This window comes from Amycolatopsis sp. TNS106, assembly GCF_019330265.1.
Lineage (GTDB): Bacteria > Actinomycetota > Actinomycetes > Mycobacteriales > Pseudonocardiaceae > Amycolatopsis > Amycolatopsis lurida.
On the sequence record NZ_CP024972.1, the window covers coordinates 424,640 to 440,444 of the forward strand.

Here is a 15,805-nt window from a genome sequence, read left to right on the forward strand (position 1 = left end):
GAGCCGTCGAAGGGGTCCGTCATGAGGCAGTACCTGCTCGCCGTCCAGTTCGACGAGAGCGAACGGGACGCGCCCGAGGAAGAGGTCCGGGCGATGCTGGCCAGGACGGGCCAGGTCACCGACGAGATGAAGGCGGCGGGGTCCTGGGTCTTCGTGGGCGGACTGGAGCACTCGGACGCCTCCACGGTCGTCCGTCCCGAAGGCGGCAAGGTCACGATCACCGACGGGCCGTTCGCCGAGACGAAGGAACAGCTCGGCGGGTTCTGGGTGATCCAGGTCGACGACCTCGACCAGGCGCTGGCCTGGGCCGGGAAATGCGCGCTCGCCTGCGGGCAGCCGATCGAAGTGCGGCCGTTCGGCGACCCGCCGCGGTGACGTCGATGGATCTCGACGGGATCTACCGGGCGGAGTACGGCCGGTGCGTGGCCACCCTGACCCGCCTCCTCGGCGACATCACGCTCGCCGAGGAGGCGGTTCAGGACGCCTTCGCGACGGCGGTGGAGAAGTGGGCGGAAACGCCGCCCAATCCGGGCGCGTGGATCGTGACCACCGCCCGCAACCGCGCGATCGACCGCCTTCGCCGGGAATCCACCCGCGAGGCCCGGCACGCCCAGGCGCTGCTCCTGCACGCTGAGGACGAGCCGCGGGAGGTGGGGCCGGTGCGCGACGACCAGCTCCGCATGATCTTCACCTGCTGCCATCCGGCGCTTTCGCCGCTCGCGCGGACCGCGCTCACCCTGCGCCTGGTCGGCGGGCTGGAGACGGGGGAGATCGCGCGGGCGTACCTCGTCCCGGAACCGACCGTCGCCCAGCGGATCGTCCGCGCGAAGAAGAAGATCCGCGACGCGGGGATCCCGTACCGGGTGCCGGGGAGCGATGAACTGCCGGACCGGCTGGATTCCGTGCTCTCCGTGCTCTACCTGATCTTCAACGAGGGGTACACGTCCACCTCGGGCGACCTCCTGCGGACGGACCTCTGCGCGGAGGCGGTGCGCCTGGCGAGGGCACTCGCCGACCTGATGCCCGGCGAACCGGAGGTGATCGGGCTGCTGGCGCTGCTCCTGCTCACCGAAGCCCGGCGCCCCGCGCGGGTGGGGACTTCAGGTGAGCTGGTGGTGCTCGCGGAGCAGGACCGGTCGCTCTGGAACCGGGAACTGATCGCCGAGGGCCACGAACTGGTGCGGCGATGCCTGCGTCTCGGCCGTCCCGGCCCGTACCAGGTGCAGGCCGCGATCAACGCCGTGCACACGGACGGCGAATCGACCGACTGGACCCAGGTGCTGGCGCTCTACGACCAGCTGTGGCGGCTCACCCCGACGCCGGTCGTCGCGCTCAACCGCGCGGTCGCCGTCGCCGAGGTGCACGGCCCGGCGGCGGCACTGGCCGGCATCGAGCAGTTGGACCTGCCCGGATATCACCATCTGCCCGCCACGCGGGCGAGCCTGCTGTCCCGCCTCGGCCGGAAGCCGGAGGCCGTCGCCGCCTACGACGAAGCCATCACCTTGGCCACCAACGACACGGAACGGGCTTTTCTGCGGGCCAAACGGGCAGTCCTGTCGTAGTTTCGGGCAACCGTCGGCGAAAGCGCCGCACACACTGTGTCCTCAATGGACAGAGCGGCGTGTTCCGGATGAGGGGTTCCGTTGTCGGACCGTCGAGAAACCAACTATTGTCGGCATGACCGCTCATCCGCCAGGGCAGGAGGTGACCGTTGTACGCCGAAGAGCGGCAGCGCGCCATCCTCAAGCAGGCCAGGCAGAACGGCCGAGTCGATGTGGCGACGCTCGCGGCGGCCTTCGAGATCACCAGCGAGACCGTGCGCCGTGACCTGACGGCGCTGGAACGCAGCGGAGCGGTGCGACGGGTGCACGGCGGCGCGATCCCCGTCGAGCGGCTGGGCATCGAGCCGGGTCTCGACGCCCGCGGCGCCGTGATGAGCGCGGAAAAGGACCGTATCGCCGTGGCGGCGCTGGAGCAGATCCCCGACGGGGGCGCGATCCTGCTGGACGCGGGCACCACGGTGGCGCGGCTCGCGAACCTCGTTCCGGCCGACCGCGGGCTGACCGTGGTCACCCCTTCGCTGCCGAACGCGTTCACCCTCGCCAACCGGCCCGGTGTCACGCTGATGCTGGTCGGGGGACGGCTGCGCGGCCACACCATGGCGTCGGTCGACGGCTGGGCGCTCGACGCTCTCAAGGACACGTACGTCGACGTCGCTTTTCTCGGCACCAACGGTCTTTCCGTCGAGCGGGGGCTCACCACCCCGGACACCGCCGAGGCGATGGTGAAACGCGCGGCCATCGCGTCCGCCCGGCGGACGGTGCTGCTGGCCGACCACACGAAGATCGGCGACGACCATTTCGCCCGGTTCGGGGGCCTTTGCGACGTCGACACCCTGATCACCGACAGCGGCGTCGAACCGGAGGAGATCGACGGCATCAGCCGGGCAGGCGTCAAGGTGATCATCGTTTGAAGCGTACGGGCGAGCGGCTCGCCGGATACCTGATGACAGCGCCGTTCTACGTCCTCTTCGGCGTGTTCGGTCTTTTCCCGCTGCTCTACACCGCCTGGGTGGCGCTGCACCATTGGCATCTGGTCAACGGTGACACCGGGTTCGCCGGGCTCGGCAACTTCGCCGTCCTGCTCCAGGATCCGTACTTCTACAACGCGCTCTTCAACACGGTCAGCATCTTCGTCCTTTCGACCGTCCCGCAACTGCTGGCCGCGCTCGGGCTCGCCGCGCTCCTCGACCGTCCCTTGCGGGCGCGGACCCTGTGGCGGGCCAGTGTGCTGGTGCCCAACGTCGTCTCGGTGGTCGCGGTGGCGCTCGTGTTCAGCCAGCTGTTCGCCGAGGACTACGGCGTCGTCAACTGGGCGCTGGGTCTGGCCGGGTTCGATCCGGTGGACTGGCGTTCGGACCGGTTCGCCTCGCACGTCGCGGTGAGCACGATGGTGATGTGGCGCTGGACCGGCTACAACGCGCTGCTCTACCTCGCGGCCATGCAGTCCGTGCCGCAAGAGCGCTACGACGCCGCGATGCTCGACGGTGCCTCGCGCTGGCGGACCTTCTGGTCCATCACCGTGCCCGCGATCCGGCCGACCATCGCCTTCACCGTCGTCGTCTCGACCATCGGCGGGTTGCAGCTGTTCGCCGAGCCGCAGCTGTTCGACGACACCGGCGTCAACGGGACGGGCGGTGCCGACCGGCAGTTCCAGACCCTCGCCATGTACCTGTACGAAAAAGGGTTCGGCGAGTTCGATGCCGGTTACGCGGCGGCCATCGCCTGGTTGCTGTTCCTGTTCTCGGCCGTGTTCGCGCTGGTCAACTTCTCGCTCGTGCGCCGGATGCGGGGCGGTGAGTGACCGTGGCGGCCAGGGAACGGACCGGATTCGTCGTCTACGGACTGCTGCTCGCGGTCGCCGTCGCGTCGATCTTCCCGCTGTACTGGTCGTTCGTGGTGTCCTCGAAGGACAACTCCGCACTCGGCGAGACCACTCCGCCGCTGCTGCCCGGCGGCAACCTGATCGAGAACGTGGGCAGGGTCTTCGAGACCGTCGACTTCTGGCTGGCGATGCAGAACTCGCTGATCGTCGCGGGCACGGTGACCGTGTCGAACGTGCTGCTCTCCAGCATGGCCGGATTCGCCTTCGCGCGGCTGCGCTTCCCGGGCCGGGACTCGCTCTTCCTGGTGGTCATCGGCACCGCCATGGTGCCGGCCCAGCTCGGTGTGATCCCGCTGTACCTCGTGGTCGGGGAACTCGGCTGGTACGGACGGCTTGAGGCGGTGATCGTGCCCGGGCTGGTCGGCGCCTTCAGCGTGTTCTGGATGCGGCAGGCGTGCGAGGAGGCGATTCCCGGTGAACTGCTCGACGCCGGCCGCGTCGACGGCTGCTCGACGGCGCGGCTGTTCTGGAACGTGGCCATGCCCGCCATCCGCCCTCAGGCCGCCGTGCTCGGGATGCTGACGTTCATGACCGCGTGGAACGACTTCTTCTGGCCGCTGATCGTGCTCGACCCCAACGCGCATCCGACCGTCCAGGTGGCGTTGTCGCGGCTGGCGAGCGGCTACTTCACCGACTACTCGCTGATGCTCACCGCGGCCACCATCGGTGTGCTTCCGGTGATCGTGCTGTTCATCCTGCTGGCCAGGAAGGTGGTCGACGGCGTGATGCGGGGCGCGCCGCGGGCCTGACTACCGCTGTGTCGTTCGGTTGCTGGGGCTGGGTTCGTAGGTTTTTGCCGTTTTCGGTGTTGGCGGGGCAAGCGATTCTTAAGGGCTGCCTGGCAGCGGACGGCGTGATCGCGAGTGGAGTTCAGCCCGATCGAGGCGTGACCGTATTTCGGCGACCAGGCCGGTGCCGATCGTCGTGGACGCGGCTGTCGCCGTTTTTCGGCGTTGTCGTTGAGGAGTTGCTGATTGCTGTCAGGCCGGTCCGCGGCGTGATCACGAGTGGACTCCAGCCCGATGGTGCCGTAGCCGTATTTCGGCAACCAAGTTGGCGCCGCTCGTTGTGGACCCGTGGCCGTTTTTCGGCGACGGTTTCAGAATGGTGGCTCTTGGGTGCGGGGTTCGTGCAGTGGTGGTGGCGTGCTGTCGTAGCAGTGCCCTGTAGGAGTGGTGATGGTGAGAGTGCCATCCTCGGCCAGCCGGTAGATCCAGCCGGATTCGTCCTTGAGCCGGTGGTCGCGGCGGCACAGGTCGACCAGTTCGGTATCGGCGGTGTGACCACCGTGCTGCCATGGCAGGGAGTGGTCGAGGTCGCAGGTTTGGGCGGGGCGGTGGCAGCCGGGTCTTCGGCATTCTCGGTCGCGGACTCGGACGAATTCGTCCAGTCCGGCGGTGGGTCGGTAGCGGTCGCGGCCGAGGTCGAGGACTTGTCCGGACAAGGGGTCGGTGATGATGCGGCGCAGGATGGTGTGCGGGCCGGAGGCGATGTGCCGGGCCAGTGTGGCGGGGATGTGGCCGTGTCCGGCCAGTTCGGCGGGGTGGTCGTTCAGGCCGAGGTAGGTGTTGAGGTCCATGTAGAGGAACACTTCGGACCGCTCACTCTTCCCGCCTTGGCCGCCCAACATCAGATCGAGGGCGACATCGGCGCGCAACTGATCCAACGTGCGGGTCTCCCCGCCGGTTTTAAGGGCGCGTGCCTCACGATCAATACGCGTGTAAGCGGCGGCGACTTTCTCGACGGGGCCGTCTTCGACTTCGATCGAGGCGACGCCGGTCTCGCCGTGGCGGATCGACAACCGGCGCCCGGCACGGTGCCGTTCCGCGCGGCGGGCGGCGCCGTCGCGGTCGGCCATCATCGCGGCGTGGTTGGCTGCTTTCCGGATCTGCTCGGAGTTCCGTCCCGGTAGGCGATCTTCCAGGACGTCGTCGACCGCGCGGGCGTCCTCGTCCGACAGCCAGGCGGTGGCGGTGGCGACCTTCATCGCCCCATAGCCGCCGACCTGGCCACGGTCCAGCAACCCCAGTGTGCGAGGCAGCCGCGTGGTCAATGCCGCCGCCGTGGACACCAGACCGGCCGCGTGACCGTCCACAACAGACAGAGCGAACGCGACCTCCTGCACCATGCTCGACGCCCCGCCCCGGTGCCGGTTCAGCTGTGCGAGCGCGCGGAACCGGACCGCTTCCAGGCGTGCGATTCCTTCCGATGCCGCGACGGCAGCATCGACAGCATCGTTGTCCTCCAACGAATCCAGCGAAGCATTGACCTCCCGCAACACATCAGAAGCAGTGATTTCCTTGAGTAGCGCCACAGTGGCGTTGCGTGTGTCCACACACAGAAGCTACAACTGACCACCGACAGTTTCCGGGCCAGCACGTCGCCGTTTTTCGGTGACGTGTGAATCTGCTTGTGGTGCGGTCGCGGGTCTGGTTGTTGTAGGCCTACGTGTCTGTGGGGTGTTTGTTCCTGTGTTTCGAGGTTCCGGGCCAGCGCGTCGCCGTTTTTCGGCGACGCGCGCCAACGGCTCAGGTCAAGCTGCTGTGACCCCTAGAAGTCCTTGCCTGCCTACACGTCCGTGTACGAGCGTGTCGAAGTCGCGCACGCGACCGGCCATCGACGGGTTCCGCACCAGCGCGTCGCCGAATTCCGGCAACGACAAGCCCAAGCTGTCAGAACGCCTGAAGCCCGTTGCGCGCCACCACGTCCGCGTAGAACCGCGCGCTGTCCTTGAGCACTCGTTCCTGCGTTTCGAAGTCGACGTGCACAAGGCCGAACCGCTGTGTGTACCCCATCGCCCACTCGAAGTTGTCCAGCAGCGACCAGGCCATGTAGCCGCGGACGTCGGCGCCGCGTTCGATCGCGTCGTGTACGGCGGCGAGGTGTTCGGCGAAGTAGCGCACGCGTTTCTCGTCGTGAACCTGTCCGTCGACGACCTCGTCTTCGAACGCGGCACCGTTTTCGGCGATCACGAGCGGCAGGCCGGGGCAGTGTTCGTGCAGCCACAGCAGCAGATCGGTGAACGACGAGGGCCGCTGCTCCCAGCCGAGCGAGGTCAGGTCGCCGCGGGGTGGCTGGACGTCCATTCCGCGCAGACCGGGCAGCGGGCAGTTGCTGTCGGCCTCGGGATCTTGGAGCGGGACCGCGCGGGCGGGCGCGTAGTAGTTGACGCCGAGGACGTCCAGCGGCTGCGCGATGATCTCCAGGTCACCGTCGGCGATCGCCGGTTCCAGCGTGCCGAGATGCGCGAGATCCGCCAGGAGTTCGGGCGGGTAGCCGCGGCCCAGCAACGGGTCGAGGAAGAACCTGTTGTGCAGGAAGTCGAACTTGCGCGCGGCTTCGCGGTGCGCGGCATCGTCCACATCGGTCAGCACCGGGGCGAAGTTGAGCACGATGGACACTTCCTGCTCGCCGCCGTTCGCCCGTAACGCCTGCGCGGCCTTGCCGTGCGCGAGCAGGAGGTGGTGCCCGGCGACCAGTGCCGCGCCCTCGTCCTTGATCCCCGGCGCGTGATCGCCGTTGCCGTAGCCGATGAAGGCGGCGCAGAACGGTTCGTTGATCGTGGTCCACTGCCGAACCCGGTCTCCGAGTGCCTTGTGGACGGTCAGCGCGTAGTCGGCGAAAAGGCTCGCGAGGTCACGGGCGGGCCAGCCGCCTTCCGCTTGCAGCGCTTCCGGCAGATCCCAGTGGTAGAGCGTCACCATCGGGGTGATCCCGTGCTCCAGCACCGTGTCGACAAGGCGATCGTAGAAGGCGAGGCCGCGTGGTTCGACCGTGCGGCCGTCCGGCATGACCCGCGACCACGCCACGGAGAACCGGTAATACGGCACGCCGAGCCCGCTCAGCAGGCCGATGTCCTCGCGGTAGCGCCGGTAGTGGTCGCAGGCCGGGTCTCCGGTGGAGCCGTCGACCACCAGGCCGGGTCGTGCGGTGAAAGTGTCCCAAATGGACGGTCCGCGGCCGTCCGCCGTCGTCGATCCCTCGATCTGGTATGCCGCCGTGGCCGTGCCCCAGCGGAACCCGGCCGGAAACCTGCGTGTCACGCCGTCCCCGTTCAGTTGGCGGCCGCGGCGCGGCCTTCGGTCGCCGCCTGGCTCCACGCCTGGTCGAGCGATTGCTTCCCCTCTTCGACGCGGCCGAGCGCGTGCCCGTACACCGGCCGCACCTCGCCGTCGCGCAGCCCGCGGTAGTTCGGCCGCAGGGCCTCGGCGGAGGCCGCGAAGATCTTGCCGATCGGCGCGCCACTGAAGTACTGACTGGTGTGGGAAAGCACGGCGGTGTCCTGGTAGGCGCCCAGCGCGCTCGGCAGCAGCCCGCTTTCCAGGAAGATCCGCTTCTGCTGTTCGGGCGCGGTGAGCCAGACGGCGAGATCGTAGGCTTCCTTGCGGTGCGCGCCCTGTTTCGGGACGGTCAGGAACGAGCCGCCCCAGTTGCCCGCCTTGCCCGGAACCGAGGTGACGTCCCATTTACCCGCGAGCTCCGGCCCGCCCGCCTCTTCGATCTGGGTGAGCATCCACGCGGGACAGGTGATGGCGGCGAACCGGCTCTGCTTGATCGCGACCGTCCACGGCTGGGTGAAGGTGGTGACCGCGGCCGTCTCCTTCTTCAGCGCCATCCCGCCCGCCAGCTCGAAGGCCTTGCGCACGTTGGGATTCGTGTCGGCGATGAACCGTTCGTCCTTGGCGAAGTAGTTCTCCTGCGCCTGGTTGAGCATCGCCGTGTAGACGGTGCCCGCCGAGTCGGCGAATTTGACGTCGTCCGGCGCCTTGGCGCTGAACCGCTCGCCGGTTTCGGCGAACTTCTCCCAGGTCGGCCACAACGCGGCCACCTGGTCGCGGTCGCTCGGCAGACCGGCGTTCGCGAACAGGTCGCGCCGGTAGCAGAGCGCGAGACTGCCCATGTCGGTGCCGAGGCCCATCACGAACTTCCCGTTCTCGGCCGTGCCCTGGTCCCATTTCCAGGCAGGCCACTGCTCGCGGAGACCCTGCGCGCCGAACTCGGAGAGGTCGGTGAACTTGTCCGTGGACTGACGGAACTTCGGCAGGTACTGCTCCTCGATCGCCACCACGTCCGCGCTGCCGCGTCCCGCGCCGAGGCCGGTGGCGAGCTGGCGGTGATGCGTCTCGAAGTCGGCGACCCGGCCCTCGACGGTGATCCCCGGGTGGGCCTTCTCGTAGTCGTCGAAGAGTTTTTCGTACCCGAACTCGCCGAAGGTGGCGACGGTGAGCTTGATCGGGCCGCCGGCTTCCGGCGCGCTCGAACAGCCGCTGAGCAGCAGCACGAGTGCCGTCAAACCGGCCAGTACGCGGGTCATGGTTCTCCTCGGTCGTGCGGTCACGCGAGTCGTCTCGGCAGCTGGTCGCCGACGGTCAGCCGGGAATCGGCGTGCAGTTTGGTCAGGACCCTGGACACCAGCGACTGCACCGTCCGCCTCGGCAGGCTCAGCTCGGCGGCGATCTCCGGGTTCGACAGCTTCGCCGCCACCAGCCGCGCGACCCGCAGTTCGAGCGGCGAAAGCGCCCCGCTGTGCCGGGGACTTCGCTCGGCACGGCTCAGCACGCCGTAGCGGCGCAGCCTGCTTTCCGCGCGGCGGATGCTCCAGGTGGCCCCGACGTCGCCGAGCACCTCGCACGCTTCGGTGAGCGAACGGGTCGCCGCTTCGAGGTAGCCGGCGCGGCCGAGCAGTTCGGCGGCGTCCTCCAGCGCGGCCGCGAGTTCGATCGGGCGGTGGACCTCGCGGTAGTGATCGGCCGCGGCCAGCATGCCTTCGGGGTCGCCGTCGATCAGCGACCGGCACCGGAGAGCGGCCGCGGCGGCCCTGGCGGGAACGGTCTCCTGGCTCGCCTCCTCGGCGCAGACGGCGAGCGCTTCCTGCGCGACGGCGTCGTTCCCGGCGACGAGCGCGACGCGGACGACGTCGGGAAGCCATTGGTGGCGCAGCATCATCCGGGCGTAGTCGGGGCGCAGCACCGGCGCGAACAGCCGCAGCGCGTCGTCGGGTTCGCCGCGTTGCTCGGCGGCCATCGCCTGTGCCGCCAGGTAGAAGTCGCAGCTCTCACGCTCGGACGAGTTCGACGGCGAGTGCGCCTCCGCCGCTTCGAGATGGGCGCGGACGGCGACGCGTTCGTCGCGATGGCCCGCGATGAGGGCGGCCACCCCGTGCAGCAGCAGGGCGGCGGCGCCCGGCTCGCGCACACCGTAGAAGGTGATCGCCGGGCCGTCCTCGGTGACCGAGTCCAGTTCGGCCAGCGCCTCGTCCCATCGGCCGGTCCAGTAGTAGTGCACGGCGGCGGAGACCTGCGGACCGGTCGGCAGGCCGTGCCGCGCGGCCGTCTCGTACCCGGCGTGCAGCGTGGCGTCGGCCTCGGTGAGCCGGTCGAGGTTCTGCAGGGTGAACAGGCGGTTGTCGAGCAGGTCGAACCGCAGGGTCGCCAGGTCGGCCTCGTCGCCGGTGGTGTCGAGCGCCGCGTCGATCGCGGTCAGCGCCCGGTCGTGCTCGCGGCGGATCGAGTGCACGAGCCACAACGTCTGCTGCGCGTGCGCGGCGGGATACCGTTCGCCCGCCTCCGCCGCCTCGGCGTGCAGGCCTCGCGCGATCCGTTCGGTCTCGTCGAGATCGGCGAGCGTGCCGCGCCGGAAATTGGCGAGCAGCGTCCGGGTGCTGGTGCGCCACAGCTCCGGCATCGTCGGGTCGTCCGCGGTGTCGGCGAGCGCCTCGATCGCACCGGGCGTGTCGCCACGGCGGTACCGGAGCGCGGCGAGGAAATGCCGCATCTGCGCCAGATCCGCCTTGTCGGTGACGATCTTCACGGCCTGCTCGGCTTCCGTCTCGGGAGCCAGTTCGAGCCGGAACAGCACGCGTACCAGCGCCGCGATCAGCGTCTCCCGCTGTTCGCGGGTGGGTACCGTGCTGTCGAGCGCGCCGCGGAGCAGGTCGGCCGCGATATGCGGGGCGCGGTTGGACACCGCGACGTGGTTGGCGGTGAGCCAGCCGGCCAGCCACGGGTCGAACGGCACCGGCCCGGCCGCCAGCTGCTCGGCGACCCGCTTGATCGGCGCGCCCGCCCTGGCGAGCGATTCGGCGGCGCGCCGGTGCAACGCGGCACGGACCGGTTCGGCGATGGCGCCGTAGAGCGCCTGCCGCTGGAACGGATGGTGGAACGCGAGTTTGTCGCCGGCGTACTCGATGACGCCCGCGGTGGTGGCGGGCTCCAGCTCCCGCAGGACCTCCAGCGGGCCCTTGTCCGCCAGCGCGGCGAGGTCCTCGACGGCGAATTCCGCGCCGAGGAGCGAGGCGGTCCGCAGGATCTCGGTGGTGCCGGGGTCGAGGCATTCCAGCGTCCTGGCCACCGCCGCCAGCAGCGACCGCGGCGCGTTCTCGGTGCCGTCCAGCGTCACCTCGGCCACGCCGTCGTTGATCCGCAGAGCGCCGGTGCGGACCAGGTCGTACGCGATTTCCCTGGCGTAGAGCGGGTTCCCGGCCGCGCGCCGGACCAGCGGGCGCAGGCTCGGGCCGAGCTCGGCTTCGAGGACCACTTCGAACACGGCGGCGATGTCGTCGTCGGTCAGCACCTCGACCGGCATGATCTCGCCGTCCCTCGCCTCGACCCCGCGGCGGAGCTGGGCGAGGTCGCGGCGGCCGTGCCCGGTACGGGTGGCGGCGACCAGCAGGAGCGGCAGCTGGCGGGTGGCGGCGGCCAGCCGCTGCCACAGCAGCACACTCGCCTCGTCGGCCCAGTGGAGGTCGTCGATCACCAGCACCAGCGGGCCCGCCGCGCAGGTCTCGTCGACGAGCGCCAGCAATTTGTCCACAGTGGACAAGATCGGGTCGGCGGGGCCCCAGTTCCCGTGCGCGGGTTCGGCGTGCAGCTCGCCCGCCAGCTTGGCCTTGGCCGGATCGGCCGCGCCGTGGTGCACCCCGAGGCATTCCATGATCACCTGCAGCGGGAACCGTTGCCGCAGTTCGTCGGCCGCGGTCCAGGCCAGCTGGCAGCCCCGCGCCGCGGCACCCGACAGCCCGGCGATCAGCAGTTCCGATTTGCCGATGCCCGGTTCGCCTTCGAGCCAGACCGGGCGGCCGCGGCCGGCGAGCACGTCGGTGACGAAGCCGTCCAGCCGCTCGACCTGCCGGGCACGGCCGGGCAGCCGGCCCTGGCCGCCGCGTTCGATCGCCTTGGCGACCGGTGGCGGCACGACGCGGACCGGAACCGGTTTCGGTCGGGTGACAGGTTTTTCGCGGCCGTCCAGGATGCGCTGGTGCAGATCACGCAGCGGGGCACCGGGTTCGACACCGAGTTCGTCCCGCAGTATCCGCCTGGCCTCGCGATACGCGCTGAGCGCTTCGATCTGCCGCCCGCTGGCGTGCAGGGCGCGCATGAGTGTCTCGTGCAACGACTCGCGCAACGGATGCCGTTGCACCAACGCGGTCAGCTCGGCGACCACTTCGCGGTGGTCACCGATGCCGAGCAGGGCCGTGGCGCGCAGTTCGGTGGCGGTGAGCTGGAGTTCGGTGAGCCGGACGCGTTCCGCCTCGGCGAACGGGCCCGGCACGCCGGAGTAGGCCTCGCCGCGCCAGAGACCGAGCGCGGTGGTCAGCCGGGCGGCCGCGCCCTGCTGATCGGAGTGGCCGAGCAGTGCTGCTCTAGCGGCCGCGGCGTCCTGCTCGAACCGGCTGACGTCGAGCGCTTCCCGGTCCAGTCGCAGTACGTAGCTCGACCCGGACGAACCCAGGACCTCGTGCGCGTCACCGCCCGCCTTGCGGATCGCGCCGCGCAGACCGGAGACGTAGGTGTGGACGCTGCCGGTGGCGCTGGCGGGCGCAGACTCGCCCCAGACGTCCGAGATCAGTTCACCGAGGGAGATCGCCTGGCCGCCGCGAGCCGCCAGGGTGGCGAAGACCGCGCGCTGCCGGGCGGGCCCGAGCTTCAGCTCGACGTCGTCGAGCCAGGCACGAGGCGGCCCGAGCAACTCGACGCGCAGCCCGTTCGTCAAGCCGGCTCCATTTCTCGTCATGCACCGAAAGTGGCCGGATCACTACTGTGTCCCCGCAGTTTAGGACGTCCTCGGTGTGGCTCGGTCGCGTACCCGGGCGAGTGTGTGCAGCGGCGCGCACCAGGGCCGCGCGGACCAGGAGTGCGTGGCCCCCGTTTCGGGCAAAAGGAGCGCGGCGAGCTCGCCCGCCAGGCTCCGGTGCTGCTCCTCGGTCAGATTTCGTTGGTGGGAAAGCAAGTGGAGCAGTTCGACCGCCGGTCCGGTGGACAACGCGCGGACGTTGTCGAGCAGCCACTGCGGGATCCAGCGGGCCGTCAGCTCGTCGCCGACCTGGAGCAACTGCTCGGCGACGCGGTCCGCGGGCGCGCCGGAACCCGCCATGGTGGCGGCGATCTCCTGGTGCAGCACGGCGCGGATGGCGGGCGGGGTGTTGGCGGCGAACACGTCCCGCACCAGCGGGACCCGGAACCGCAGCCGTTCTCCCTCGGTTTCCAGCACGCGCGCGGCGAGCGCCTCTTCGACCGCTCCGATGAGCGCCCGCAGTTCACGGCCGGTGACCCCCGTCAGGTCGGCGACCGTGAACGACGAGCCGAGCAGCGCGGCCGAGTTCAGCGTTCGCTTGCACGGCAAGGAAAGCGCGGCGAGATGATCTTCGACCACCGCGGCGATCCGGCTGTGCGGAGTGATGGCGGGCTCGCGCCCGTCGGCGAACTCGGCGAACAGCTCGCACAGGTAGCCGACGTTTCCGGCGGTGTACCCGGCGGCGAACCCGAGGAAGTCCTCGCCCGGATCCCTGGCCAGGGTCTCCTCGGCGAGCGCGGCGGCGGCCGGGCCGTCGAACGGCGGCAGCGAGACGACGTCGCCGTCGAGCCGCGAGCGGAGGACTTCGAGGGTGCGCCGCCGGGGGAGGGGCCGAGCCGAACCGATCAGCAGCAGCGGCAGGTGCGCGGTGAACCCGTGCAGCCGCTGCCAGGCGAGGAGGCTCTCCTCGTCGGCCCAGTGCAGGTCTTCGAAGACGAGCACCCACGGCCCGTCCTCACACAGTTCGGTGACCGTTCCACCGAGATCGGCGAGTGCTTCGCCGCCGAGGCAGTCGGCGATGAGGCTCAGCGGGACCGCGCTCGTCAGCTCGTCGGCTTCGACCCAGCGCGTGCGGCTCCTCGCCGCGGCGAGGGCTTCGGCCAGGAACGTGCTCTTGCCGCTGCCCGCCTCGCCCTCCAGCCAGATCGTGCCGCCGCGGCCTTCGTCCAGCAGCGCGGCCAGGTGCCGGTGCACCCGGCGGAGTTCGAACTCCCGGCCGACGAAAGTGGACGGTCGTCCGGGCGGGGTATGTGCCTGCCGATGCCGTTCCGGCCGGTCCTGGTGGAGCAGTGCCGGATCGCCGTCCAGGACCCGCTGTCGCAGGGCGAGCAGTTCCGGCCCGGGTTCGAGACCGGACTGCTCGATGATCGTCTCGCGGGCGCGGTCGAACGCGGCCAGCGCCTCGGCCTGCCTGCCGGACCGGAACAACGCGGTGATCAGCATCCGGTGCAGGCCCTCGCGCAACGGATGGCGCTCGACCAGCACGGCGAGCTCGCCCACGAGTTCGCGGTAGGCGCCGAGGTGCAGCGCGACCTCGGCCTGGCGTTCGAGCGCGTTCATCCGCAGCTCGTTCAGCCGGGCGCGCTGGGTCTCGGCGAAAGGCCCGGGGATCCCGTCGAGCGCGGAACCGCGCCATTGGCCGAGCGCGGAGCGAAGCGACTCCAGCTCCCGCTCGGGCGAACCGGCGATCCGGTGCGTGCGGGCCCGCTCCAGCTCGGCTTCGAAGACGTGGACGTCGACCTGCTGCTTCGGCAGGTCGAGGCGGTAGCCGGCGCGGCTGGCGACGAGGGGTTCGCCCGCGGGCTCCAGCGCGCGGCGCAGCGCGGAGACGTAGGTGTACACGATGCCGGTGGCGCTGGCCGGGGGCCGCTCGCCCCAGACGGCGTCGATGATCTCCCTGCGGGAGACGAACTGGCCGGCGTGCAGGGCGAGCGTGGCGAACACCGCCTGACGCTGGGCGGGACCCAGCGCGATCTCACCTTCGCCGTGGCGGGCGGGAGAACCGCCCAGCAGCCGCACCGTCAGCGAGGAAACCTCGTCCATGACCTGCCGCCTGTGCGTCCGACTGCCGAAAAGAGTGTCCTGCTCAGCGGAAAGCCTAGTGGCGGCGATGTGGGTTTCGCAATCAATCGGGCACTCACCGTGTGGGTTTCGGCGGTCGATCCTCGATCATGCCGTTTCGTGGCCTGCCGGATGTCCGTTCATGTGGGTTTCAGGCCGCGTTCAGGCGAGGGGCGACCGGGCAAAGCCGGGCGTTCGCGGGGGCAGAATGCCGTCCGGCCCTGGTCGAAGGCATGCGCGGCTGTGCATGCTGTGACAGTGAGCCAGGATCAGGAACACTTCGCCGGTGACGTCCTGCTCAGCCTCGCCCGGAACGGCAGGCTGGTACTCGACGCCGATGAGGCCGAAGCCCGCATCACCGAGCTTCGGCGGACGCTGGCCTTCGGCTACGCCCTCCTCGCCGACCCGGACTACGCCGGACCCGAGGGCAGGCTCCGCGAGATCCTGGACGAGCTGCCCAAGTACGTCGAGGCGTTTCAGCAGGCCACGAAGTCCTTCACGCCTCGTTGAGAACTCGTGGAGACTTCGTGAAGAGCTCCTTCGCAGACTGTGTCCCATCCGACTGGGGCCGCGGACAAGCGGAGGGGACGAAGTGGACACGGAAACCCGACAGATCACCGTGGCGGTGCACGCACCCGACCCGATCACCACTGCGGGCTTGGCCAGCCAGCTGGGCACGCAGCAGGGGATCGACATCCGGGACTGGGACCAGCGCGCCGAGACCGACGTGCTGGTGTTCGCCGCCGAATGCCTGACACCGGAGATCGTGCTCTGGCTGCGGCGGCTCGCCGCCGAGGACGGCAAACCGGTGGTGCTCGTGGTGAGCCAGATCAGCGAGGCGGAACTCGTGCCCGCCATCGAATGCCGGGTGGTGGCGGTCCTGCCGCGCTCGGCCACGACCGGCGAACGGCTGGCGCACGCCGTCCGCGCGGCGGCCACCGGCGGCGGGGTGCTCCCGCCGAGCCTGCTCGGCGAACTGCTCAAGCACGTCGAGCGGCTGCAACGCGAGGTGCTCGATCCGATGGGCGTCAACACCGCCGGGCTCACCACGCGGGAGATCGACGTGCTGCGGCTGATGGCCGAGGGCAAGGACACCGTCGAGATCGCCGGCGAGCTCAGCTACTCGGAACGCAGCGTGAAGCACATCATCCAGGGCATCACCGGACGGCTGAAGCTGCGCAACCGGCCGCACGCCGTCGCGTACGCCGTCCGTGCCGGGGTGATCTAG

12 protein-coding genes are annotated in these 15,805 nt (G+C 69.9%); 7 read left to right on the forward strand and 5 right to left on the reverse strand.

What is annotated here, in order from left to right; genetic code table 11:
- Positions 1 to 21 precede the first annotated feature (21 nt).
- The 5 genes from CVV72_RS02110 (at position 22) to CVV72_RS02130 (ending at position 4,193) form a co-directional block, all read left to right on the forward strand.
- Positions 22 to 375: a YciI family protein gene (locus CVV72_RS02110; RefSeq protein ID WP_219150786.1), complete on the forward strand. Its 354-nt coding sequence runs from the start codon at positions 22 to 24 to the stop codon at positions 373 to 375.
- 5 nt (positions 376 to 380) lie between these two features.
- Positions 381 to 1,562, forward strand: coding sequence for an RNA polymerase sigma factor (locus tag CVV72_RS02115; protein WP_219150787.1), 1,182 nt, complete (start codon positions 381 to 383; stop codon positions 1,560 to 1,562).
- A gap of 149 nt (positions 1,563 to 1,711) precedes the next feature.
- Positions 1,712 to 2,473: a DeoR/GlpR family DNA-binding transcription regulator gene (locus CVV72_RS02120; RefSeq protein WP_219150788.1), complete on the forward strand. Its 762-nt coding sequence runs from the start codon at positions 1,712 to 1,714 to the stop codon at positions 2,471 to 2,473.
- A complete protein-coding gene (locus tag CVV72_RS02125) occupies positions 2,470 to 3,363 on the forward strand; it encodes a carbohydrate ABC transporter permease (protein WP_370641856.1) in 894 nt (297 codons plus the stop codon). Before CVV72_RS02120 ends, CVV72_RS02125 begins: the two co-directional genes overlap by 4 nt.
- A 2-nt stretch (positions 3,364 to 3,365) precedes the next feature.
- On the forward strand, positions 3,366 to 4,193 hold the full coding sequence (locus CVV72_RS02130) for a carbohydrate ABC transporter permease (RefSeq protein ID WP_219150789.1): 828 nt from the start codon (positions 3,366 to 3,368) through the stop codon (positions 4,191 to 4,193).
- 350 nt (positions 4,194 to 4,543) lie between these two features.
- On the opposite strand, the gene CVV72_RS02135 is transcribed toward CVV72_RS02130, so the two are convergent.
- The 5 genes from CVV72_RS02135 to CVV72_RS02155 all read right to left on the reverse strand — a co-directional run bounded on the left by CVV72_RS02135 (position 4,544) and on the right by CVV72_RS02155 (position 14,559).
- Positions 4,544 to 5,701 carry an HNH endonuclease signature motif containing protein gene (locus CVV72_RS02135; protein WP_304511470.1) on the reverse strand — a complete coding sequence of 386 codons (1,158 nt, stop codon included), beginning with the start codon at positions 5,699 to 5,701 and terminating at the stop codon, positions 4,544 to 4,546.
- 415 nt (positions 5,702 to 6,116) lie between these two features.
- Positions 6,117 to 7,487, reverse strand: a complete 1,371-nt coding sequence (locus CVV72_RS02140) for a GH1 family beta-glucosidase (RefSeq protein WP_219150790.1) — start codon at positions 7,485 to 7,487, stop codon at positions 6,117 to 6,119.
- A gap of 11 nt (positions 7,488 to 7,498) precedes the next feature.
- Positions 7,499 to 8,758, reverse strand: coding sequence for an ABC transporter substrate-binding protein (locus CVV72_RS02145; protein ID WP_219150791.1), 1,260 nt, complete (start codon positions 8,756 to 8,758; stop codon positions 7,499 to 7,501).
- A gap of 20 nt (positions 8,759 to 8,778) precedes the next feature.
- Positions 8,779 to 12,435: a BTAD domain-containing putative transcriptional regulator gene (locus CVV72_RS02150; protein ID WP_219153772.1), complete on the reverse strand. Its 3,657-nt coding sequence runs from the start codon at positions 12,433 to 12,435 to the stop codon at positions 8,779 to 8,781.
- Between the two features lie 60 nt (positions 12,436 to 12,495).
- Positions 12,496 to 14,559, reverse strand: a complete 2,064-nt coding sequence (locus CVV72_RS02155) for a BTAD domain-containing putative transcriptional regulator (RefSeq protein WP_219150792.1) — start codon at positions 14,557 to 14,559, stop codon at positions 12,496 to 12,498.
- Between the two features lie 276 nt (positions 14,560 to 14,835).
- Here CVV72_RS02155 and CVV72_RS02160 point away from each other — a divergent pair, with 276 nt between their 5' ends.
- Both CVV72_RS02160 and CVV72_RS02165 read left to right on the forward strand, forming a co-directional pair.
- A complete protein-coding gene (locus CVV72_RS02160; protein WP_219150793.1) occupies positions 14,836 to 15,087 on the forward strand; it encodes a hypothetical protein in 252 nt (83 codons plus the stop codon).
- 82 nt (positions 15,088 to 15,169) lie between these two features.
- On the forward strand, positions 15,170 to 15,805 hold the full coding sequence (locus tag CVV72_RS02165; protein ID WP_219150794.1) for a response regulator transcription factor: 636 nt from the start codon (positions 15,170 to 15,172) through the stop codon (positions 15,803 to 15,805).